This window comes from Pseudomonadota bacterium (genome assembly GCA_016719885.1).
In the GTDB taxonomy this organism is placed as follows: Bacteria; Pseudomonadota; Gammaproteobacteria.
The window spans coordinates 105,412-119,628 of record JADJYF010000026.1; the positions used below are offsets into that span (position 1 = coordinate 105,412).

The following is a 14,217-nucleotide window of genomic DNA, read 5'->3' on the forward strand; positions in this document are numbered from 1 at the left end:
CGGACTGGCGATAAACCTCTGCATGCTAGGAAGTCGTGCTCTCCCCGCCCTTGATGAAAGTCAATGATATCGAGCGCCGCACTGCCTAGCCTCGAAGCCATTGTCGCGCGTTCCGCAGGTCCCGTCGGGGTGGACACCAGCGTCAGGCGCCGACGGTTCGTCATTGGTGCCACGCCATCCTTACTCATCTCCCTGGAGGGAACGCCATGGAACTCAAAGAAGTCATCGGCCGCCGTCGCTCGGTACGATTCCTGCGGCCCTATCGTCCTGTCGAACGCGCGAAGATCCAGAAGATGCTCGAAGCGGCGCGCCTGGCATCGTTCTGGGGCAACGTGCAGGCGCTCGATGCGGTCGTGATTGAACGCGCCACCGCCCCACAGGACCTGATTGACGCCCTGCCGGTCGGCACCGCGATCGGCGGTTTCCAGTTCCGTACCGCGCCGGTCATCATCGTGTGGTTGGTCAATTGGGATCGCATCCCCGCCCAGGGCCAGCGCCTGCACGAACTGGTGGACGCCGGCGCCTTGGGCGTTCATCCGGAAAAGAGCCACAAGTATCTCGACGATGTGCTGATCCCGTTTTTCGACAAGGCCATGGAGGGCATCCGCGATCGCGGCATAACGGAAGCCGATTGTGGCCAAGGCATCGCACAGGCCACGCTGGTCGCCTATGAAGAAGGACTGGGCACCTGCGTACTGGCGGCGTTCGCCGGCAAGAAACTGCGCAAGGCGCTGGGTCTGACCGAGAACATGGAAATCCTCCTGCTGCAGACCGTCGGCTATCCGGCCGAAGACCCGCTGGCCGGGGGTCAACGTCCCAAGCTGCCGTTCGAAGAGAAATTCTCGCTCAATCGTGTCGGCAACCCGTTTCCGCGTAGTCCCGCCGTGGTCGACGAGCTGCGCGCGGCCGGCATGCTGTGCGACACCGCGCCGCTGGCATTCCGGCGCGAAGAGCTGCGCTATCTGCAGCAGCAATACGGCTTGAGCGATGTGTTCGGCGATGAAATCCCCGGCTTGATCAAAGCCGCCGAAGCAGAAGCCCAGGACGAGTAGCGCGAGGCACGCCGCACGCGCCGACGCGGCGCTCGCAATGACACAGCGCTCGATCGCATCCACTGACGTTCTCGTGCGAGGAAGTTGGCCATGAACACCCGTCCCTATTGGAACATGGACATCGAGCCGCTGCTGGGTAGCGAGCGCATGCGTGTCTTGCAGGTCGAGCGTCTGCGGCAGCGGGTCGATGCACTGTTTGAGCACGCGCCGTATTTTCGGCGTCAGCTCGAAGCACGCGGGGTGCGCGGCGGCGCCGACATCCGCAATCTCGACGACTGGGCGCGTGCGCTGCCGCCGTTCACCAAGACCGCCTATCGCGACGCGGTCGCGGACTGCGATGGCGACATTTATCGCTTTCTCGACGAAACCCTGCCGGTGCCGCTCGATGCGCTGGTGACCATGGCGGCGACCTCGGGCACCACCGGTGATCCTCAGCCCTATCCATTGACGCGCGTCGACATCGATCAACTATGGGGTGAGTTCCTGCTGCGCGTGCGCTGGCGCTGCGGCGTGCGCCCGGGCGACCGCCTGGTGCACGCTTTTGCGCTTTCGATGTTTCTTGCCGGCGTTCCGATCCTGCAATGCAGCCGCGATGACGGCACCATGCAGATCCCGATCGGCGCCGAGCCCGGCGCCGCGCGCATCCTCAAGACCACACGCTTCTTCCGCGGCAATGTGCTGTCTTGCACGCCCTCGCTGGCCGAGCATCTGATCGAGCGCGCCCCCGAGGTGCTCGGCGCGGGTATCGACGCGCTTGGCATTCGCATACTGATGTGCGGAGGCGAACCGGGCGCCGGCATCCCCGAGGTGCGCCGACGTATCGAGAGCGCCTATGGCGCACGACTGTTTGATGTCGGCGCGGGGCTCGGAGTGTCCTGCGAGCATCCCGATTATCAAGGCATGCACTGGGTGGGTGACGACCTGGCGATCTATGAACTTGTCGACCCCGCCAGTCACGAGCCGCTGACGCTGCGCGATGGCGCCGAAGGCGAGGCGGTGTTCACAACCTTGATCGGCGGCGGCTTCGGTTGGACGCGCCTGAGCCTTGGCGATATTCACCGCGTCGAGGTCTCTACTTGCCCATGCGGTCGCAGTGGTTTGCGCTACCGCATCATCGGCCGCGTGGACGACATGCTCAAGGTCAAGGGCGTGATCGTCTACCCGGCCGCGATTGATGCGGTGATCGCAAGCTTCATTCCACACCTGACCGGCGAATTTCGCATCTTGCTCGACGAACCGCCGCCACGCGTGGTGCCACCACTCAAGTTACGCATCGAGCGTGGAGCATCGAGTAACGAGGCCGACGCCACCGCGCTTGAACGCGCGCTGCTGCTGGCCTTGAAAGAGCGCTTGAAGATCACGCCGGCCATCGAATGGGTGGCGCCGTATTCACTGCCACGCAGCGAGCACAAGACGCGCTTCATCGAGCTTGCCGGCCAGTGAGCACATGCGCCTGCCATCGCACGTGCGCCGGCCGTCACACCGCGACCAGGCGTACGTGACCGTGCATTCCCTGCCGAACTCCTCCGATCGTCCCTGACAGGGCAGCAAATACCATGCGAATACTCACCAGCTATGGCCCGCCGCACGTGGAACGCAGCGGCTTCGACGCACCGCTTGAAGGCGATGAGCGCGCGCTGGTCGACAGTGTGCATCGCTTTGCCCGCGATGTACTTCGACCACATGGCCGTGCACTCGACCGCCTGGGTGCCGCTCAAGTGATCGCCCGCGACTCGCCCCTGTGGACGGTCTACAGTGAGTACGCAACGCTGGGCCTCGACCTGGGCACTCTCGATGACATGCCTCCGGCCGAGGCGGCGCGGCTGGAATGTCTGTTGATTGAAGAATTGGCGTGGGGCGATGCCGGGCTTGCGCTGTCTCTCGGCGTGGCGGGCTTTCCCTTGCAGGTCGCGCGGGCCGTCGGTCGCCCGGAGCTCATCGAACTTGCCAGCGGACGTATCGGCTGCTGGCCGGTCACCCAGCCCGATCACGGCAGCGATATGGTCGACATCTACGGTGTCGAGCGCCATCCCGGCTCCGTGCCCGGCGCGGGCAATGTCGTCGCGCGTTTCGGCGCCGACGAGATCACCATCGACGGCCAGAGCTCGGCCTGGGTGTCCAATGGCAGCATCGCTCAACTGGCGGTGTTGTGCTGTCCGGCCGACTATGGCCAGGGCGTGCTGCGTGCGGACGGCACGCGCAACCAGTGCGTGGTGATGGTGCCGCTCGACCTGGCCGGCGTTTCGCGCGGCAAGCCGCTGGAGAAACTCGGACAGATCAGCCTGCCGCAGGGTGCGATCTTCTTCGACCAGGTACGCGTGCCGCGCCATCATGCGGTGAGCGAGGGCGAAGCGGGTGCGCCCGGATTCCTGTCCATACTGTCGGTCGCAGGCGTGTTCATGTCGCAGGTCTTCACCGGCCTCGCGCGAGCCGCATTCGAGCTTGCACTCAACTATGCCCATGAACGCCGCCAAGGCGGCGCACCGTTGATCGAACATCAACTGGTCCGCTATCGACTGGGGGAGATGTACAAGAAAATCGAAGCGGCGCGCGCCATGACCCGCCGCGCCGCCCATTACCTGCGGGCCGCGCCCAGCCCTCACCCGACCGTTTCCTCGACCAGCAAAGCCTTCGTTACCCAGATCGCGTTCGAAGTCGCGCATGAGGCCTTGCAGCTATTTGGCGGCAATGGCCTGACCAAGGAATATCCGGTCGAGAAGCTGACGCGGGACGCGCGTGCGGCGATGATCGAGGACGGTGAGAACTATCTGTTGACCCTGCGTCTGGGCAGTGTGCTGTCGGATCTTCAGCAACGCGGCTGGTCGACCGATTGAGCGGCGCGCAGCCGTGCGGGTGGCGGTCGCCGCCGCGCCCGCGCCGGCCGCGTGCGCGTGCCCGGTCCGCACCGAGTTCGCCCCGCGGCATGCGCTGCTCGCGTCAGCGGTTCGATGACTCGCGCTGCGCGTTGAGTGCAGCCACCACCTGCTCGGTCGCCTCGAGTACCTGCTCGCTCAGTTCGGCGACGCGCGTGGCATTGGTGCGCAGACTGACCAGCCCGGCGTCGGCCATGAGCAGTGCTTCGTAGGGCGCCCAGGCCTCGCGCAGCGTCGCCAATGCCTGCTTCACAGGCGCACCGAGCAAGGATGATACCTCAAGCTGCCGCAAGACCGACGTGAAGTGGGCGCGGGACAGGTGCATTTCCATCGCGGCAGCGTCGGCACTCAGCTCCCAGGTGCGGTAGAAATAGAACTTCGCGAGGCGCTGCGAAAGCATGCGCTGACGGCCGGCGAGATTGATGAGATGGTCGAGCGGTTGGGCCGACTCGCGCTCGTAAGCCAAGGTCAAATGGTGTGCAGCCGTTTGCACCGCTTCATTCGCATCGTAGAGCGCCGCGGCAGCGCTTGGAGTCGGCGCTACGACGAGCAACGGCTTCATACGGCGCCACTCGGTGTCCAACGCCGCCAGCGAACGCGCTATCTCGGCATTGGGCATCCCGGCCTGCAAGCGCGCGAGCTGCGCTTCGAACACGGCCAGCGAATCGGCGAGTATCGTCTCGGCGTCGCGCGCTGCGATGCCCTGGCCGCGCATGAGGTAAGCCTTGGCCATCCGTTGCGACAGCATGCGTTCGCGACCGGCGAGATTGACTGCTTCGGGAATGCTGACGGTCGATGCCGGCGTCGCGGCCACGGCGTCGCCTGCCGCCCACAGAAGAACGCTAAACGCGATACACAGCACAGCTGGACAGATTCGAGCCATAGCGCACCTCAACTCCGACGCGGATGGTCCCCACGTTCGTCCGCGACGTGGGACTCTGCATTGTCGACCAAGACTAGTGACCGCCTTGGCGGCAGAACTTGCCGCAGATCAAGCCGCCGCGCGCAGCGCGCGCAGAACACAACCCTGAACTGGATCAAGCCGCGGCGCGTTTTGCTGTCCCAAGATGGCTCATCGGTTTCGATGCCGTGTGCGCCGCGCCCCCTTGGACTGACCAGGGTGTCACCGACGCGCGGCACTGGTGACTCAGGAGTGCCGGCCATGCAACGAGCGCGTATCCTCATCGCCAAGATCGGGCTCGACGGGCATGACCGCGGCAGCCGTATCGTCGCCACTTACCTGCGTGATGCCGGCATGGAAGTGGTTTACACCGGTCCGTGGCAGCGCATTGAACAGGTGGTGCGCGCCAGCATCGATGAAGATATCGATGTCATCGGGATTTCGACGCTTGCCAACGACTACGTACTGATCCCCGAACTGCTGGAGGCGCTGGCCGCGGCCGGCGCCGCCGATATTCCGGTCATCGTCGGCGGCATCGTGCCACTGGAGGATGAACGCCGGTTGCTGGAACTCGGCGTCCGCCAGGTGTTTCATCCGGGGGCCACTCGCCAGACGATAGTCGATGCCGTGCAGCGCCTCGCCGCGCAAGCCGCGGCGGCACGCCCACTGCGCGGCGAACTGACCGCATGAGCACGCCGTCGTCGATGACGATGTTGATGCCGCGCGCCTGGCCTGGGAACGCGACTACGCCGCGCAATCGGGCACGCAGGCGCCGCGTCTCAACCAGTCGGGCATTGCCATCAAACCGCTGTACGGACCGCGGGACGGGCCTCGTGCGGGGTACGACGATTCGCTTGGATTTCCTGGACAGTTTCCACTGACCCGCGGCATTCATGCCAGCATGTACCGCGGCCGGCCGTGGAGTCAGCGGCAAATCGTCGGGCTCGGCCTGCCGGCCGACTACAACCGCCGCGAACACGCCATGCTCGCCGCCGGCAGCACTGGCGCCTACCTGTCACCGTGCAACTCATTCATGCGCGGCTACGATATCGACCAGGTCCCCGCACCACTGATCGGACGCTCGGGCACACCGGTGAACACCGTCGACGATCTGGCTGAATGCCTGCAGGGCATGGCCCTGGACCGCACCTCGTTGAGTCTCGGCGACAATGCGCCGTTCACCTTGTCGGCCATGCTCCTCGAACTGGCGCGACGACAAGGTGTCGATTGGGCACGGCTGTCCGGCACCACCAATCAAAGCGATTACCTGTCGCTGGCGGCGGCCAATCACATGTTCTTTCGTCTGTCGCTGGACGCGTCGCGGCGTCTGCTGATCGATCACATCAAGTTCATGAACGCGCGCGCGCCGCGTTGGAACCCGCTGTCGGTGGTCGGTCAGCACATGCAGGAAGCGGGCGCGACGCCGGCCGAGGCAATGGCGTTCGCGCTCAGCTCGGCGATTCAGTATGCGCGAGACCTGGCCAGCGCCGGCCTGGTGCCGGACAGCTTTCTGCCACGTTTCTCGTTCTTCTTTGATGTCTCCTTGAGTTTCTTCGAGGAGATTGCCAAGTTCCGTGCTGGCCGGCGCCTGTGGGCACGTATCACGCGCGAACAACTGGGCGCACGGCAGCCGGCCTCCTGGCGCATGCGCTTCCACGCCCAGACCGCGGGTGTCGAACTCACCCGCGAGCAGCCCTTGAACAACCTGACGCGGGTCACCGTGCAAGCGATCGCCGCGATCTTCGGCGGCTGCCAGTCGCTGCACACCGATGCCTACGACGAGGCATTCCAGGCGCCGACTTCGAGCAGCGCGCGCCTCGCGCTCAATACGCAAACCATCCTCAGGGACGAAGCGCATTTTGACCAAGTCATCGACCCGCTCGGTGGCTCCTACTATGTCGAGTGTCTGACCGACCAGATGGAAGAAGCCATCATCGCTGTGATGGCACGCATCGAGGCTGCCGGCGGCATGCATCAAGCCGTTGCGGATGGCCTCGTACAGTCCATGATCGGCGCATCGGCGCTACGCCTTCAGAACGCCATCGATAGCGGTGAGCGCAAGGTGGTGGGTGTCAACCTGGCGCTCGACGACGACACCGCGCCGCCCCATCCCGCCACCAGCGATAGCCCGGACCTCGACGCCATAGTGGCGCGGGTGGCGGCTTTCCGCGCCTGGAAGGCGCGGCGCCCGCGGACCGGGCTCGCTGCCACGCAAGCGGCGCTGCTGCGCGCGGCGCGCGACCCGACCGCCAATCTGTACGCCGAAGTGCTGGCGGCGGTCAGCGCCGACATGACTCATGGCGAAGTGGTGGCCACCCTGCAGCAGGAAATGGGCGCGGGCGTACCGGTGCTGGCGGTCTGACAGAGCGCTATGGGTCGCGCCACGGGGATCGGCATTCGCGCACGGAATATTCGACTCGCTACGCGGCGCCATTGTGGACGTGAGCGGGCCGCGCAGCACAGGACACTACACGCAACCACCATCAAGGAGTGCAACCATGACTCAGCCCACCTATGTTTCCGCGCTGGACCTGCCACAGGCCGACGATCTCAGCGAGGAGATGCGCGACTACCTCGCCTTCTACCAGGAGCGCTTTGGCTTCACCCCGAATGTTTTCCGCGCCTACGCCAGCGACGCGCGCAAGATGAAGCCTTTCGTCGACATGTATCACGCGCTGATGCTTGAGCCATCGAACTTGAGCGAGCTCGAGCGTGAAATGATCGCGGTGGCGGTGTCATCGGTGAACCGCTGTTACTACTGCCTGGTCACCCACGGTGCGCGCGTGCGCGAACTGTCGGGCGACCCGATGCTGGGCGAGCTGCTGATGATTAATTACCGCGTGGCCGAATTGTCAGCGCGCCATCGCGCCATGCTCGATTTCGCCACCAAGGTGACCGAGAGTCCGCATCGCGTTGAGCAAGGCGACCGCGATCTGCTCAGCGCCGCAGGCTTCAGCGATCGCGACATCTTCGACATGTCGAATGTCATCGGCTTTTTCAACATGACCAACCGTGTGGTGTCGGCCACCGACATGATCCCCAATCCCGAATACCACTCGATGGCCCGCTGAGGGAGCCGAGAGGAACTTCGATGAATGAATCGCGACGTGCATTTTCCATCGCCGGCCTGCTTGCCTCGACGTGCTTGCTGGGCCGCGGACAGGCCCACGCGGCCGAGGCGCCTCCGCCCGCGACACGCGCGCTCGAACGCTCGGCGCTGCTCGATCGCCTGGGTATCACCATGCCGGTTCTGCAAGCCGCGATGGGCGCGGCCACACCGGAACTCGCGGCGGCGGTGTCGAACGCGGGCGGCCTGGGCGCCTTGGGCCTGTCATGGTCTTCGCCGGACGAAGTGCGCGCGAGCGTGGCGCGAACCCGCGATCTGACCCGCGCGCCATTCGCGGTCGGCTACGTTTTGAGTTTCGGCGCCGCGACGCTGCAAGTGGCGCTGGATGCCGGCGCGGTGGTGGTGCAGATGTCGTTTGGCATGCCGAGCCCGGAGCAGGTCGCGGCGGTGCGTGCCGCCGGCGCGCGGCTCGGCATTCAAATCAGCACGGTCGAGGCCGCGCGACGCGCGCTCGATCTCGGCGTCGACTACCTCAACCTGCAAGGCCAGGAAGCCGGCGGGCATGTGCAGGCGCAGGGCAGTTGGCGGGACGAGCTCGCACAGGTGTGTGAGCTGGCTGCCACCACACCGGTCAATGTCGCGGGAGGGCTCGCCCACGGCCAGGATCTGCGCGAAGTTTTGAACCTCGGTGCCGCGGGAGGCGTGTTCGGCACCCGCTTTGTCGCCACGCACGAATACCCCGCGCATCCGGCCTACAAACAGCGCCTGCTCGCGGCCCAGCGCAAAGACAGCGTGCTAACGGTGTGTTTCGACGGCGGCTGGTCGAATGTGCTCCATCGCGTGCTGCGCAACCCGACGCTTGACGCCTGGGAGGCCGCCGGCGCCCAGCCGGCGGGCATGCGCCCCGGTGAAGGCGAGCTGGTCGGCCACCTGGGCGCGCAGGGCTTTGCGCGCTACGGAATTTTTCCACCCCTGGCAGGCATGGTCGGCGCGGTAGAGGACATGGCGATGTACGCCGGTATCGGCGCCGAACACATTCACGACATCCCAGGCGCGGGCGAGCTGGTGCGGCGGCTGTGGCAGGAGTGCAGCGGCGCACAGGTATGAGGCGAGTCGGTCAATCGCCAATGCGACCGACCGGCATCGCCGAGCACCCATGACGCATCGGGACGTATGGCGGTCTACTCGTACTTGATGTACTTGAAGCGCGGGTCGTCCGGCGTGCCCTCCAGCGGCGATCCCGGCTCGGCGCCGGGCTGCCACATCACCACCTCTTCAATCTTGCGCGCCAGCGCGAAATCCTTGTCGGTGATGCCCTTGGCCGCGTGGTTCATGAGTTTCACGTTGACGAAGGCATAGGAGACTGTGAGGTCAGGATGATGCCAAGCGGCTTCCGCGAGGTGGCCGATGGTGTTGACCACCATCAGCGTGCCTTTCCAACCCGAGGTCTTGTATTTACGCCGCAGCCAGCCGTCCTGCTGGGTCCAGCTTGGCAGTTGCTCCTTGAGACGTTCTTCCACGTCCGCCTCGGAATAGACCTCTTCCTGCTTGCGTTCACGCCAACCCATCAGTACACCTCACTCGTGTTGATCACAGTGCGCGCCGTGGCGCCCCTTAACGCGGCCCGCACGGCCGCGAAAGCTCGTTCATCGAGAGGCGCGCGACGCTCGCCGGCCGCGCACAACGCGCTGCGAAAGCCGAGGTAATCGGCGCCGCAGCCGACAAGGCCGGCGATGTCCGCCACCTTGAGCCGGCCGGCCAGGCCGGCGAGTAGCTCGAGCCGCTGCGCTTCGCGCACGAACTCGCGCAAATCGTCCGCCACCATGAGCCCGGGCAAACCGGGCCCTTGCTTGTCCATGGTGTCGAGCATCACGCCACGCACACCGCAGGCCGCGAGCGCGGCGACATCGTGTCGGTTGGGCGGGTCTTCGGCCATGCACACCGCGATCACCTTGCGACCTTCGGCACAGGCCAATCGCAGTGCCTGCGTGGTCGCTGCGCTTGGCGAACGCGCGCGCAAACCGACCTTGACGTAGTCGACGCCGGTGGCGCTCATCGCGATCACGGCCTCGGCAATGCTGTCCGGTGCATCCCAGCGATCGCCGATGGTGGCGCTGACCGGCACCCGTGCATCGACGCAGTCCACGATGTCGGCCACCACGCCGAGCGTCACCTGGCCCAGGGCGCCCTGCTCCGGCTCCTTGATATCGAGCCAGTCGCAGCCACCGTCCAGCGCGATTCGTGCCTCTTCGAGATTGCGCACGCTCGCCAGCATCGCGTTCACGCGCGCTGCTCCAGGCGCAGACGGTGGCGCGGATGTTCGGCCATGGCGTCGACCAGCCACTGCCAGGCGATACGTTCGCGGTCGCCGGCGGTCTTGCCGACCGCGATGGCGAGATAGGCCATTTCGGACGCCAGCTTGTCCGGCGCCAGCCATTCGAGGCGTGAGTACAGGATGGCCGCCTCCAGCACCGCGGCCTGCGCGCGGTTGAATCCGCGGAACGCCGCGTGGTTCGCCTCGTGCACCACGCGGCAGCGGAAGCGCGGGCGCTCGGGGTGCTCCTGGCAGTCGCTCACCGTCAATTCGAGATGGGCAAGGCTGTCGCTGATGCGCCAGCCATCGATGACCGTGGCGCGCTGCACCGGCCATGCGCGACGGCCGGTGAGACAGCCCGCGATGATGCGCACATCATCGCTGAGGTTCATCACCGCGCGTCCGTCGCGCTTAAGGTTGACCAGGGTGGTGGACGGCACGAACGGCGAGATGCTCACTTCGTCACCCTCGCGCTGGAAGCCCATGGGCGTGATGTGCGCCGCACCATCGGCATTCGCCGTGGTGATCACGCCCTCGAAGATCATAGCGGCCACAGCGCCATCGCTGTGCCGGCCTGGCTGCTCACAACCACACTGTTGGCTGCGATCATGCGGTCACGACCACATTGCCGCACCGCCGCGCCGCGGCCACCGGCGCATGCGCGGTAGGCGTTCTCAAGCGCTTCATTTGCAAACCTAAAATAATTCATCAATGACGCGGTAATGACGCTCTTCTGGCACGTTGGCTGCTTCTGCGCTGGTGGCCCCGTGGTTCTCGAACTGCGTGGCTGGGGAGAAACTTAAGTTTCTAATCATTCATCTGCAAGCTGGGAGTCTTGGCCATGCAGTGGGAAACACCTTCCTACAATGATGTTCGCTTCGGTTTCGAAGTGACGATGTACATCAACAACCGTTAATGTACCGGGACCGGGGTCGCTCACGCGACCCCAGGTCTCAGCCCGCGACGCACCGCCCCTTCCGTCGCCTTTCCAAGACAGCCCGGGAAACCCTCAACGTGGTCCAGTTCGCCGTCAAGCAGCCGCCGATGTCCGACGCTGCGCCATGGTCGCGCGCCGAGTTCGAACAGCAGCTGCGCGCCAAGCAGAAGTTCTACCATATCAATCATCCGTTCCACCTGCGCATGAACAGCGGTGGGCTGGATAAGGTCGCCATCCAGGGCTGGGTGGCCAACCGCTTCTATTACCAGACCAGCATTCCGGTGAAGGACGCCGCGGTGCTCGCCAATTGCCGCGACCGCGATGCGCGGCGCCTTTGGGTGCAACGCATCATCGATCACGACGGCCACAGCGGCGACGAAGGCGGCATCGAGGCCTGGCTGCGCCTGGGCGAGGCGGTGGGCCTCACGCGTGAAGAAGTGCAGGACGAGCGCCACGTGCTGCCGGGCGTGCGCTTCGCCGTCGATGCCTACGTGAACTTCGCGCGTGCCGCCACCTGGCAGGAGGCCGCCTGCTCGTCGCTGACCGAGATGTTCGCGCCCGAGATCCACCAGCGCCGTCTCGACAACTGGCCGGCCGCCTACCCATGGATAGACGCGCGCGGCTATGAATATTTCCGCAAGCGCCTCGGCGAGGCGCGCCGTGACGTGCAACACGGCCTGGCCGTGACCCTCGAACACTTCAGCACCCGCACGCAACAGCACTACGCACTCAACATCCTGCAGCTCAAGCTCGACATCCTGTGGGCCATGCTCGACGCCATGTGGATGGCCTACGTCGCCGGCATGCCGCCCTACCACGGCTGCGGAGACGCGTGATGAGTCAAGACCAGGATCAACGCGTGCCGACGCTGAAAGCCATGTACCGCTTCCAGTGGGAACCCGCCCAGGCCGCCCATGTACTGCTCTATCCCGAGGGCATGGTAAAGCTCAGCGGCAGTGCGGGCGAGATCCTGAAAAGGGTCGACGGCGAACGCAGCATCGCCGCCATCATCGATGAATTGAAAGTGGCTTTCGGCGGCGCGCCGCTCGACGACGACGTTCGCAATTTTCTCGCACAGGCGCACAGCAATGGCTGGATTACCCTCTGACATCTCGGGTCGGCCGCTGTGGCTGCTGGCGGAGTTGACCTATCGCTGCCCGCTGCAGTGCCCCTATTGTTCCAACCCGGTCGACTTCGCGCGCCGCAGCGATGAACTGTCGACGGCCGACTGGATGCGGGTGCTCGGCGAGGCACGCCAGCTCGGCGCCATGCAGCTCGGTTTTTCGGGCGGCGAACCCCTGCTGCGCCATGATCTCGAGGCATTGATCGCCGAAGCGCGGCGGCTCGGCTATTACAGCAATCTCATCACCTCCGGGGTTGGCATGGACGAAGAGCGCGTGGCGCGCTTCAAGCAGGCCGGACTCGATCACATCCAGGTGAGTTTCCAGGCCAGCAGCGAAGAGTTGAACAATTTCCTGGGTGGCACGGCGAGCTTTCAACACAAGCTCGACATGGCGCGGGCGGTCAAGGCGCATGGTTACCCGATGGTGTTGAACATCGTCATCCACCGCCAGAACATCGATCAGATCGAAGACATCATTCGCATGACTATTGATCTCAAGGCGGATTTCGTCGAGCTCGCCAGCACCCAGTATTACGGCTGGTCAAAGCTCAATCTCGATGCCTTGCTGCCGAGCCGCGAACAGCTGCGCGCCGCCGAGACCGTGGCGCGACGCTACCAGGAGCAGATGAAGGACCGCATGAAGATCATCTACGTGGTGCCGGACTACTACGAAGATCGGCCCAAGGCCTGCATGAACGGCTGGGGCTCTATTTTCCTGACCATCGCGCCCGACGGCACCGCCCTGCCCTGCCACGCCGCCCAGCAGTTGCCCGGCCTCAGCTTCCCCAATGTGCGCGATCATTCCATCGAAGAAATCTGGTCGCACTCGGAGGCATTCCAGCACTTTCGCGGCTTTGAATGGATGCAGGAGCCGTGTCGCAGTTGCCCCGACAAGACCAAGGACTTCGGCGGCTGCCGCTGCCAGGCCTACATGATGACCGGCAACGCGAACGCCGCCGATCCAGTGTGCGCGAAATCACCTCACCATGGGCAACTGCAGGCTGAAGTCGAGCGCATTGCGACCCGCAGCGGCAGCGAGGCCCGCCCCTTGGTTTTTCGCAATTCGCGCAACTCACGCGCGCTCAGCACCGAGCACGAAAACTGACTCAGTCAGCGCGATGCTGGCGCTGCTCGAGGATGGCCCACGCCACGTCGGCCGCCTGACGGTTGGCCTTGACGTCGTGCACGCGCAGCATGCGCACGCCGGCCGCCACCGCCAGCGCGGTGGTCGCGCAGGTGGCGCCCAACAGCTCGCGCGGCTCGGTCTCACTGCAGATAGCCCCCATGAAACGCTTGCGACTGGTGCCCAGCAGCAGCGCGTATCCGCAGCCCGCGAGTTGGTCCAGCGCGCCAAGCAGCGTGAGGTTGTGGGCGCGGCTCTTGCCGAAGCCAATGCCGGGATCGAGCGCGATAGCCTGGCGCGGGATCCCCGCCGTTTGTGCCGCCGCCGCGCGCGCGAGCAGGTAATCCCGCACTTCGCCGACCACGTCGTCGTAACGCGGAGACTGCTGCATGGTCTCGGGCGTGCCCTGCATGTGCATGAGCACGATGCCGGCGCCATGGGCCGCCACCGTATCCAACATGCCCGTCGCGCCACCGGCCGATACGTCGTTAATGATGCGTGCACCGGCAGCCAATACCGCGTCTGCCACTTCCACGCTGCGGGTGTCGACGCTGAGCACGATGTTGTCGGGCAGTGCGCGCTTGAGCGCGGTGATGACCGGCAGCACGCGCGCAAGTTGCGTGGCGGCATCCACGGCGGGCGCCCCGGGGCGCGTCGACTCTCCGCCGATATCGATGATGTCGGCGCCATCGGCCACCATGCGCTCGGCGGCAGCACGGGCCGCGTCGAGTTCGAGAAAATGCCCGCCATCGGAAAAGCTGTCGGGCGTGACGTTGAGGATGCCCATCAACAACGGGCGCCGGTCACCGCGTATGAGGTCGAACATC

Annotated in this window: 16 protein-coding genes; 11 read left to right on the forward strand and 5 right to left on the reverse strand. The window is 65.2% G+C overall.

Going from position 1 to position 14,217, the window contains the following annotated elements:
- The first annotated feature begins 206 nt into the window (after nt 1-206).
- The 3 genes from IPM80_21165 (at nt 207) to IPM80_21175 (ending at nt 3,886) form a co-directional block, all read left to right on the forward strand.
- Nucleotides 207-1,052 (forward strand): nitroreductase family protein, encoded by an 846-nt coding sequence (locus IPM80_21165; protein ID MBK8960858.1) that lies wholly within the window; start codon nt 207-209, stop codon nt 1,050-1,052.
- A 90-nt stretch (nt 1,053-1,142) separates the two neighbouring features.
- Nucleotides 1,143-2,495: a phenylacetate--CoA ligase family protein gene (locus IPM80_21170; protein MBK8960859.1), complete on the forward strand. Its 1,353-nt coding sequence runs from the start codon at nt 1,143-1,145 to the stop codon at nt 2,493-2,495.
- Nucleotides 2,496-2,608: 113 nt separating this feature from the next.
- Nucleotides 2,609-3,886: an acyl-CoA dehydrogenase gene (locus IPM80_21175; protein MBK8960860.1), complete on the forward strand. Its 1,278-nt coding sequence runs from the start codon at nt 2,609-2,611 to the stop codon at nt 3,884-3,886.
- 103 nt (nt 3,887-3,989) lie between these two features.
- Here IPM80_21175 and IPM80_21180 read toward each other — a convergent pair whose 3' ends face one another.
- Complete coding sequence (locus IPM80_21180) at nt 3,990-4,739, reverse strand: type IV pili methyl-accepting chemotaxis transducer N-terminal domain-containing protein (protein ID MBK8960861.1); 750 nt, start codon at nt 4,737-4,739, stop codon at nt 3,990-3,992.
- Between the two features lie 348 nt (nt 4,740-5,087).
- Between IPM80_21180 and IPM80_21185 the strand changes: the two genes are divergently transcribed.
- The 4 genes from IPM80_21185 to IPM80_21200 all read left to right on the forward strand — a co-directional run bounded on the left by IPM80_21185 (nt 5,088) and on the right by IPM80_21200 (nt 9,000).
- Nucleotides 5,088-5,516 carry a cobalamin-dependent protein gene (locus IPM80_21185; GenBank protein ID MBK8960862.1) on the forward strand — a complete coding sequence of 143 codons (429 nt, stop codon included), beginning with the start codon at nt 5,088-5,090 and terminating at the stop codon, nt 5,514-5,516.
- A gap of 37 nt (nt 5,517-5,553) precedes the next feature.
- The gene (locus IPM80_21190) at nt 5,554-7,188 is read left to right on the forward strand and encodes an acyl-CoA mutase large subunit family protein (GenBank protein MBK8960863.1); all 1,635 of its coding nucleotides are present in this window, start codon (nt 5,554-5,556) and stop codon (nt 7,186-7,188) included.
- Between the two features lie 136 nt (nt 7,189-7,324).
- Nucleotides 7,325-7,897: a peroxidase-related enzyme gene (locus IPM80_21195; GenBank protein ID MBK8960864.1), complete on the forward strand. Its 573-nt coding sequence runs from the start codon at nt 7,325-7,327 to the stop codon at nt 7,895-7,897.
- Between the two features lie 20 nt (nt 7,898-7,917).
- Entirely contained in the window at nt 7,918-9,000 is a 1,083-nt protein-coding gene (locus IPM80_21200) for a nitronate monooxygenase (protein MBK8960865.1), read from the forward strand.
- Between the two features lie 74 nt (nt 9,001-9,074).
- Here IPM80_21200 and IPM80_21205 read toward each other — a convergent pair whose 3' ends face one another.
- Genes IPM80_21205 through IPM80_21215 form a run of 3 tightly spaced genes read right to left on the reverse strand, consistent with a single transcriptional unit; the run spans nt 9,075 to nt 10,752 of the window.
- Nucleotides 9,075-9,461, reverse strand: coding sequence for a 4a-hydroxytetrahydrobiopterin dehydratase (locus IPM80_21205; protein MBK8960866.1), 387 nt, complete (start codon nt 9,459-9,461; stop codon nt 9,075-9,077).
- Nucleotides 9,461-10,177 (reverse strand): hypothetical protein, encoded by a 717-nt coding sequence (locus IPM80_21210; protein ID MBK8960867.1) that lies wholly within the window; start codon nt 10,175-10,177, stop codon nt 9,461-9,463. The genes IPM80_21205 and IPM80_21210 overlap by 1 nt, the downstream gene beginning before the upstream one ends.
- Nucleotides 10,174-10,752 (reverse strand): DUF447 family protein, encoded by a 579-nt coding sequence (locus tag IPM80_21215; protein ID MBK8960868.1) that lies wholly within the window; start codon nt 10,750-10,752, stop codon nt 10,174-10,176. The genes IPM80_21210 and IPM80_21215 overlap by 4 nt, the downstream gene beginning before the upstream one ends.
- Nucleotides 10,753-11,048: 296 nt before the next feature.
- Here IPM80_21215 and pqqA point away from each other — a divergent pair, with 296 nt between their 5' ends.
- From pqqA to pqqE, 4 genes are all read left to right on the forward strand, one after another.
- Entirely contained in the window at nt 11,049-11,123 is a 75-nt protein-coding gene (gene pqqA, locus IPM80_21220; GenBank protein ID MBK8960869.1) for a pyrroloquinoline quinone precursor peptide PqqA, read from the forward strand.
- A gap of 128 nt (nt 11,124-11,251) precedes the next feature.
- Entirely contained in the window at nt 11,252-11,980 is a 729-nt protein-coding gene (gene pqqC / locus IPM80_21225; GenBank protein MBK8960870.1) for a pyrroloquinoline-quinone synthase PqqC, read from the forward strand.
- Nucleotides 11,980-12,252 carry a pyrroloquinoline quinone biosynthesis peptide chaperone PqqD gene (gene pqqD, locus IPM80_21230; GenBank protein MBK8960871.1) on the forward strand — a complete coding sequence of 91 codons (273 nt, stop codon included), beginning with the start codon at nt 11,980-11,982 and terminating at the stop codon, nt 12,250-12,252. The genes pqqC and pqqD overlap by 1 nt, the downstream gene beginning before the upstream one ends.
- Nucleotides 12,233-13,372 (forward strand): pyrroloquinoline quinone biosynthesis protein PqqE, encoded by a 1,140-nt coding sequence (gene pqqE, locus IPM80_21235; protein ID MBK8960872.1) that lies wholly within the window; start codon nt 12,233-12,235, stop codon nt 13,370-13,372. Before pqqD ends, pqqE begins: the two co-directional genes overlap by 20 nt.
- 1 nt (nt 13,373) lies before the next feature.
- On the opposite strand, the gene folP is transcribed toward pqqE, so the two are convergent.
- Entirely contained in the window at nt 13,374-14,216 is an 843-nt protein-coding gene (gene folP, locus IPM80_21240; protein MBK8960873.1) for a dihydropteroate synthase, read from the reverse strand.
- Nucleotide 14,217 lies beyond the last annotated feature (1 nt).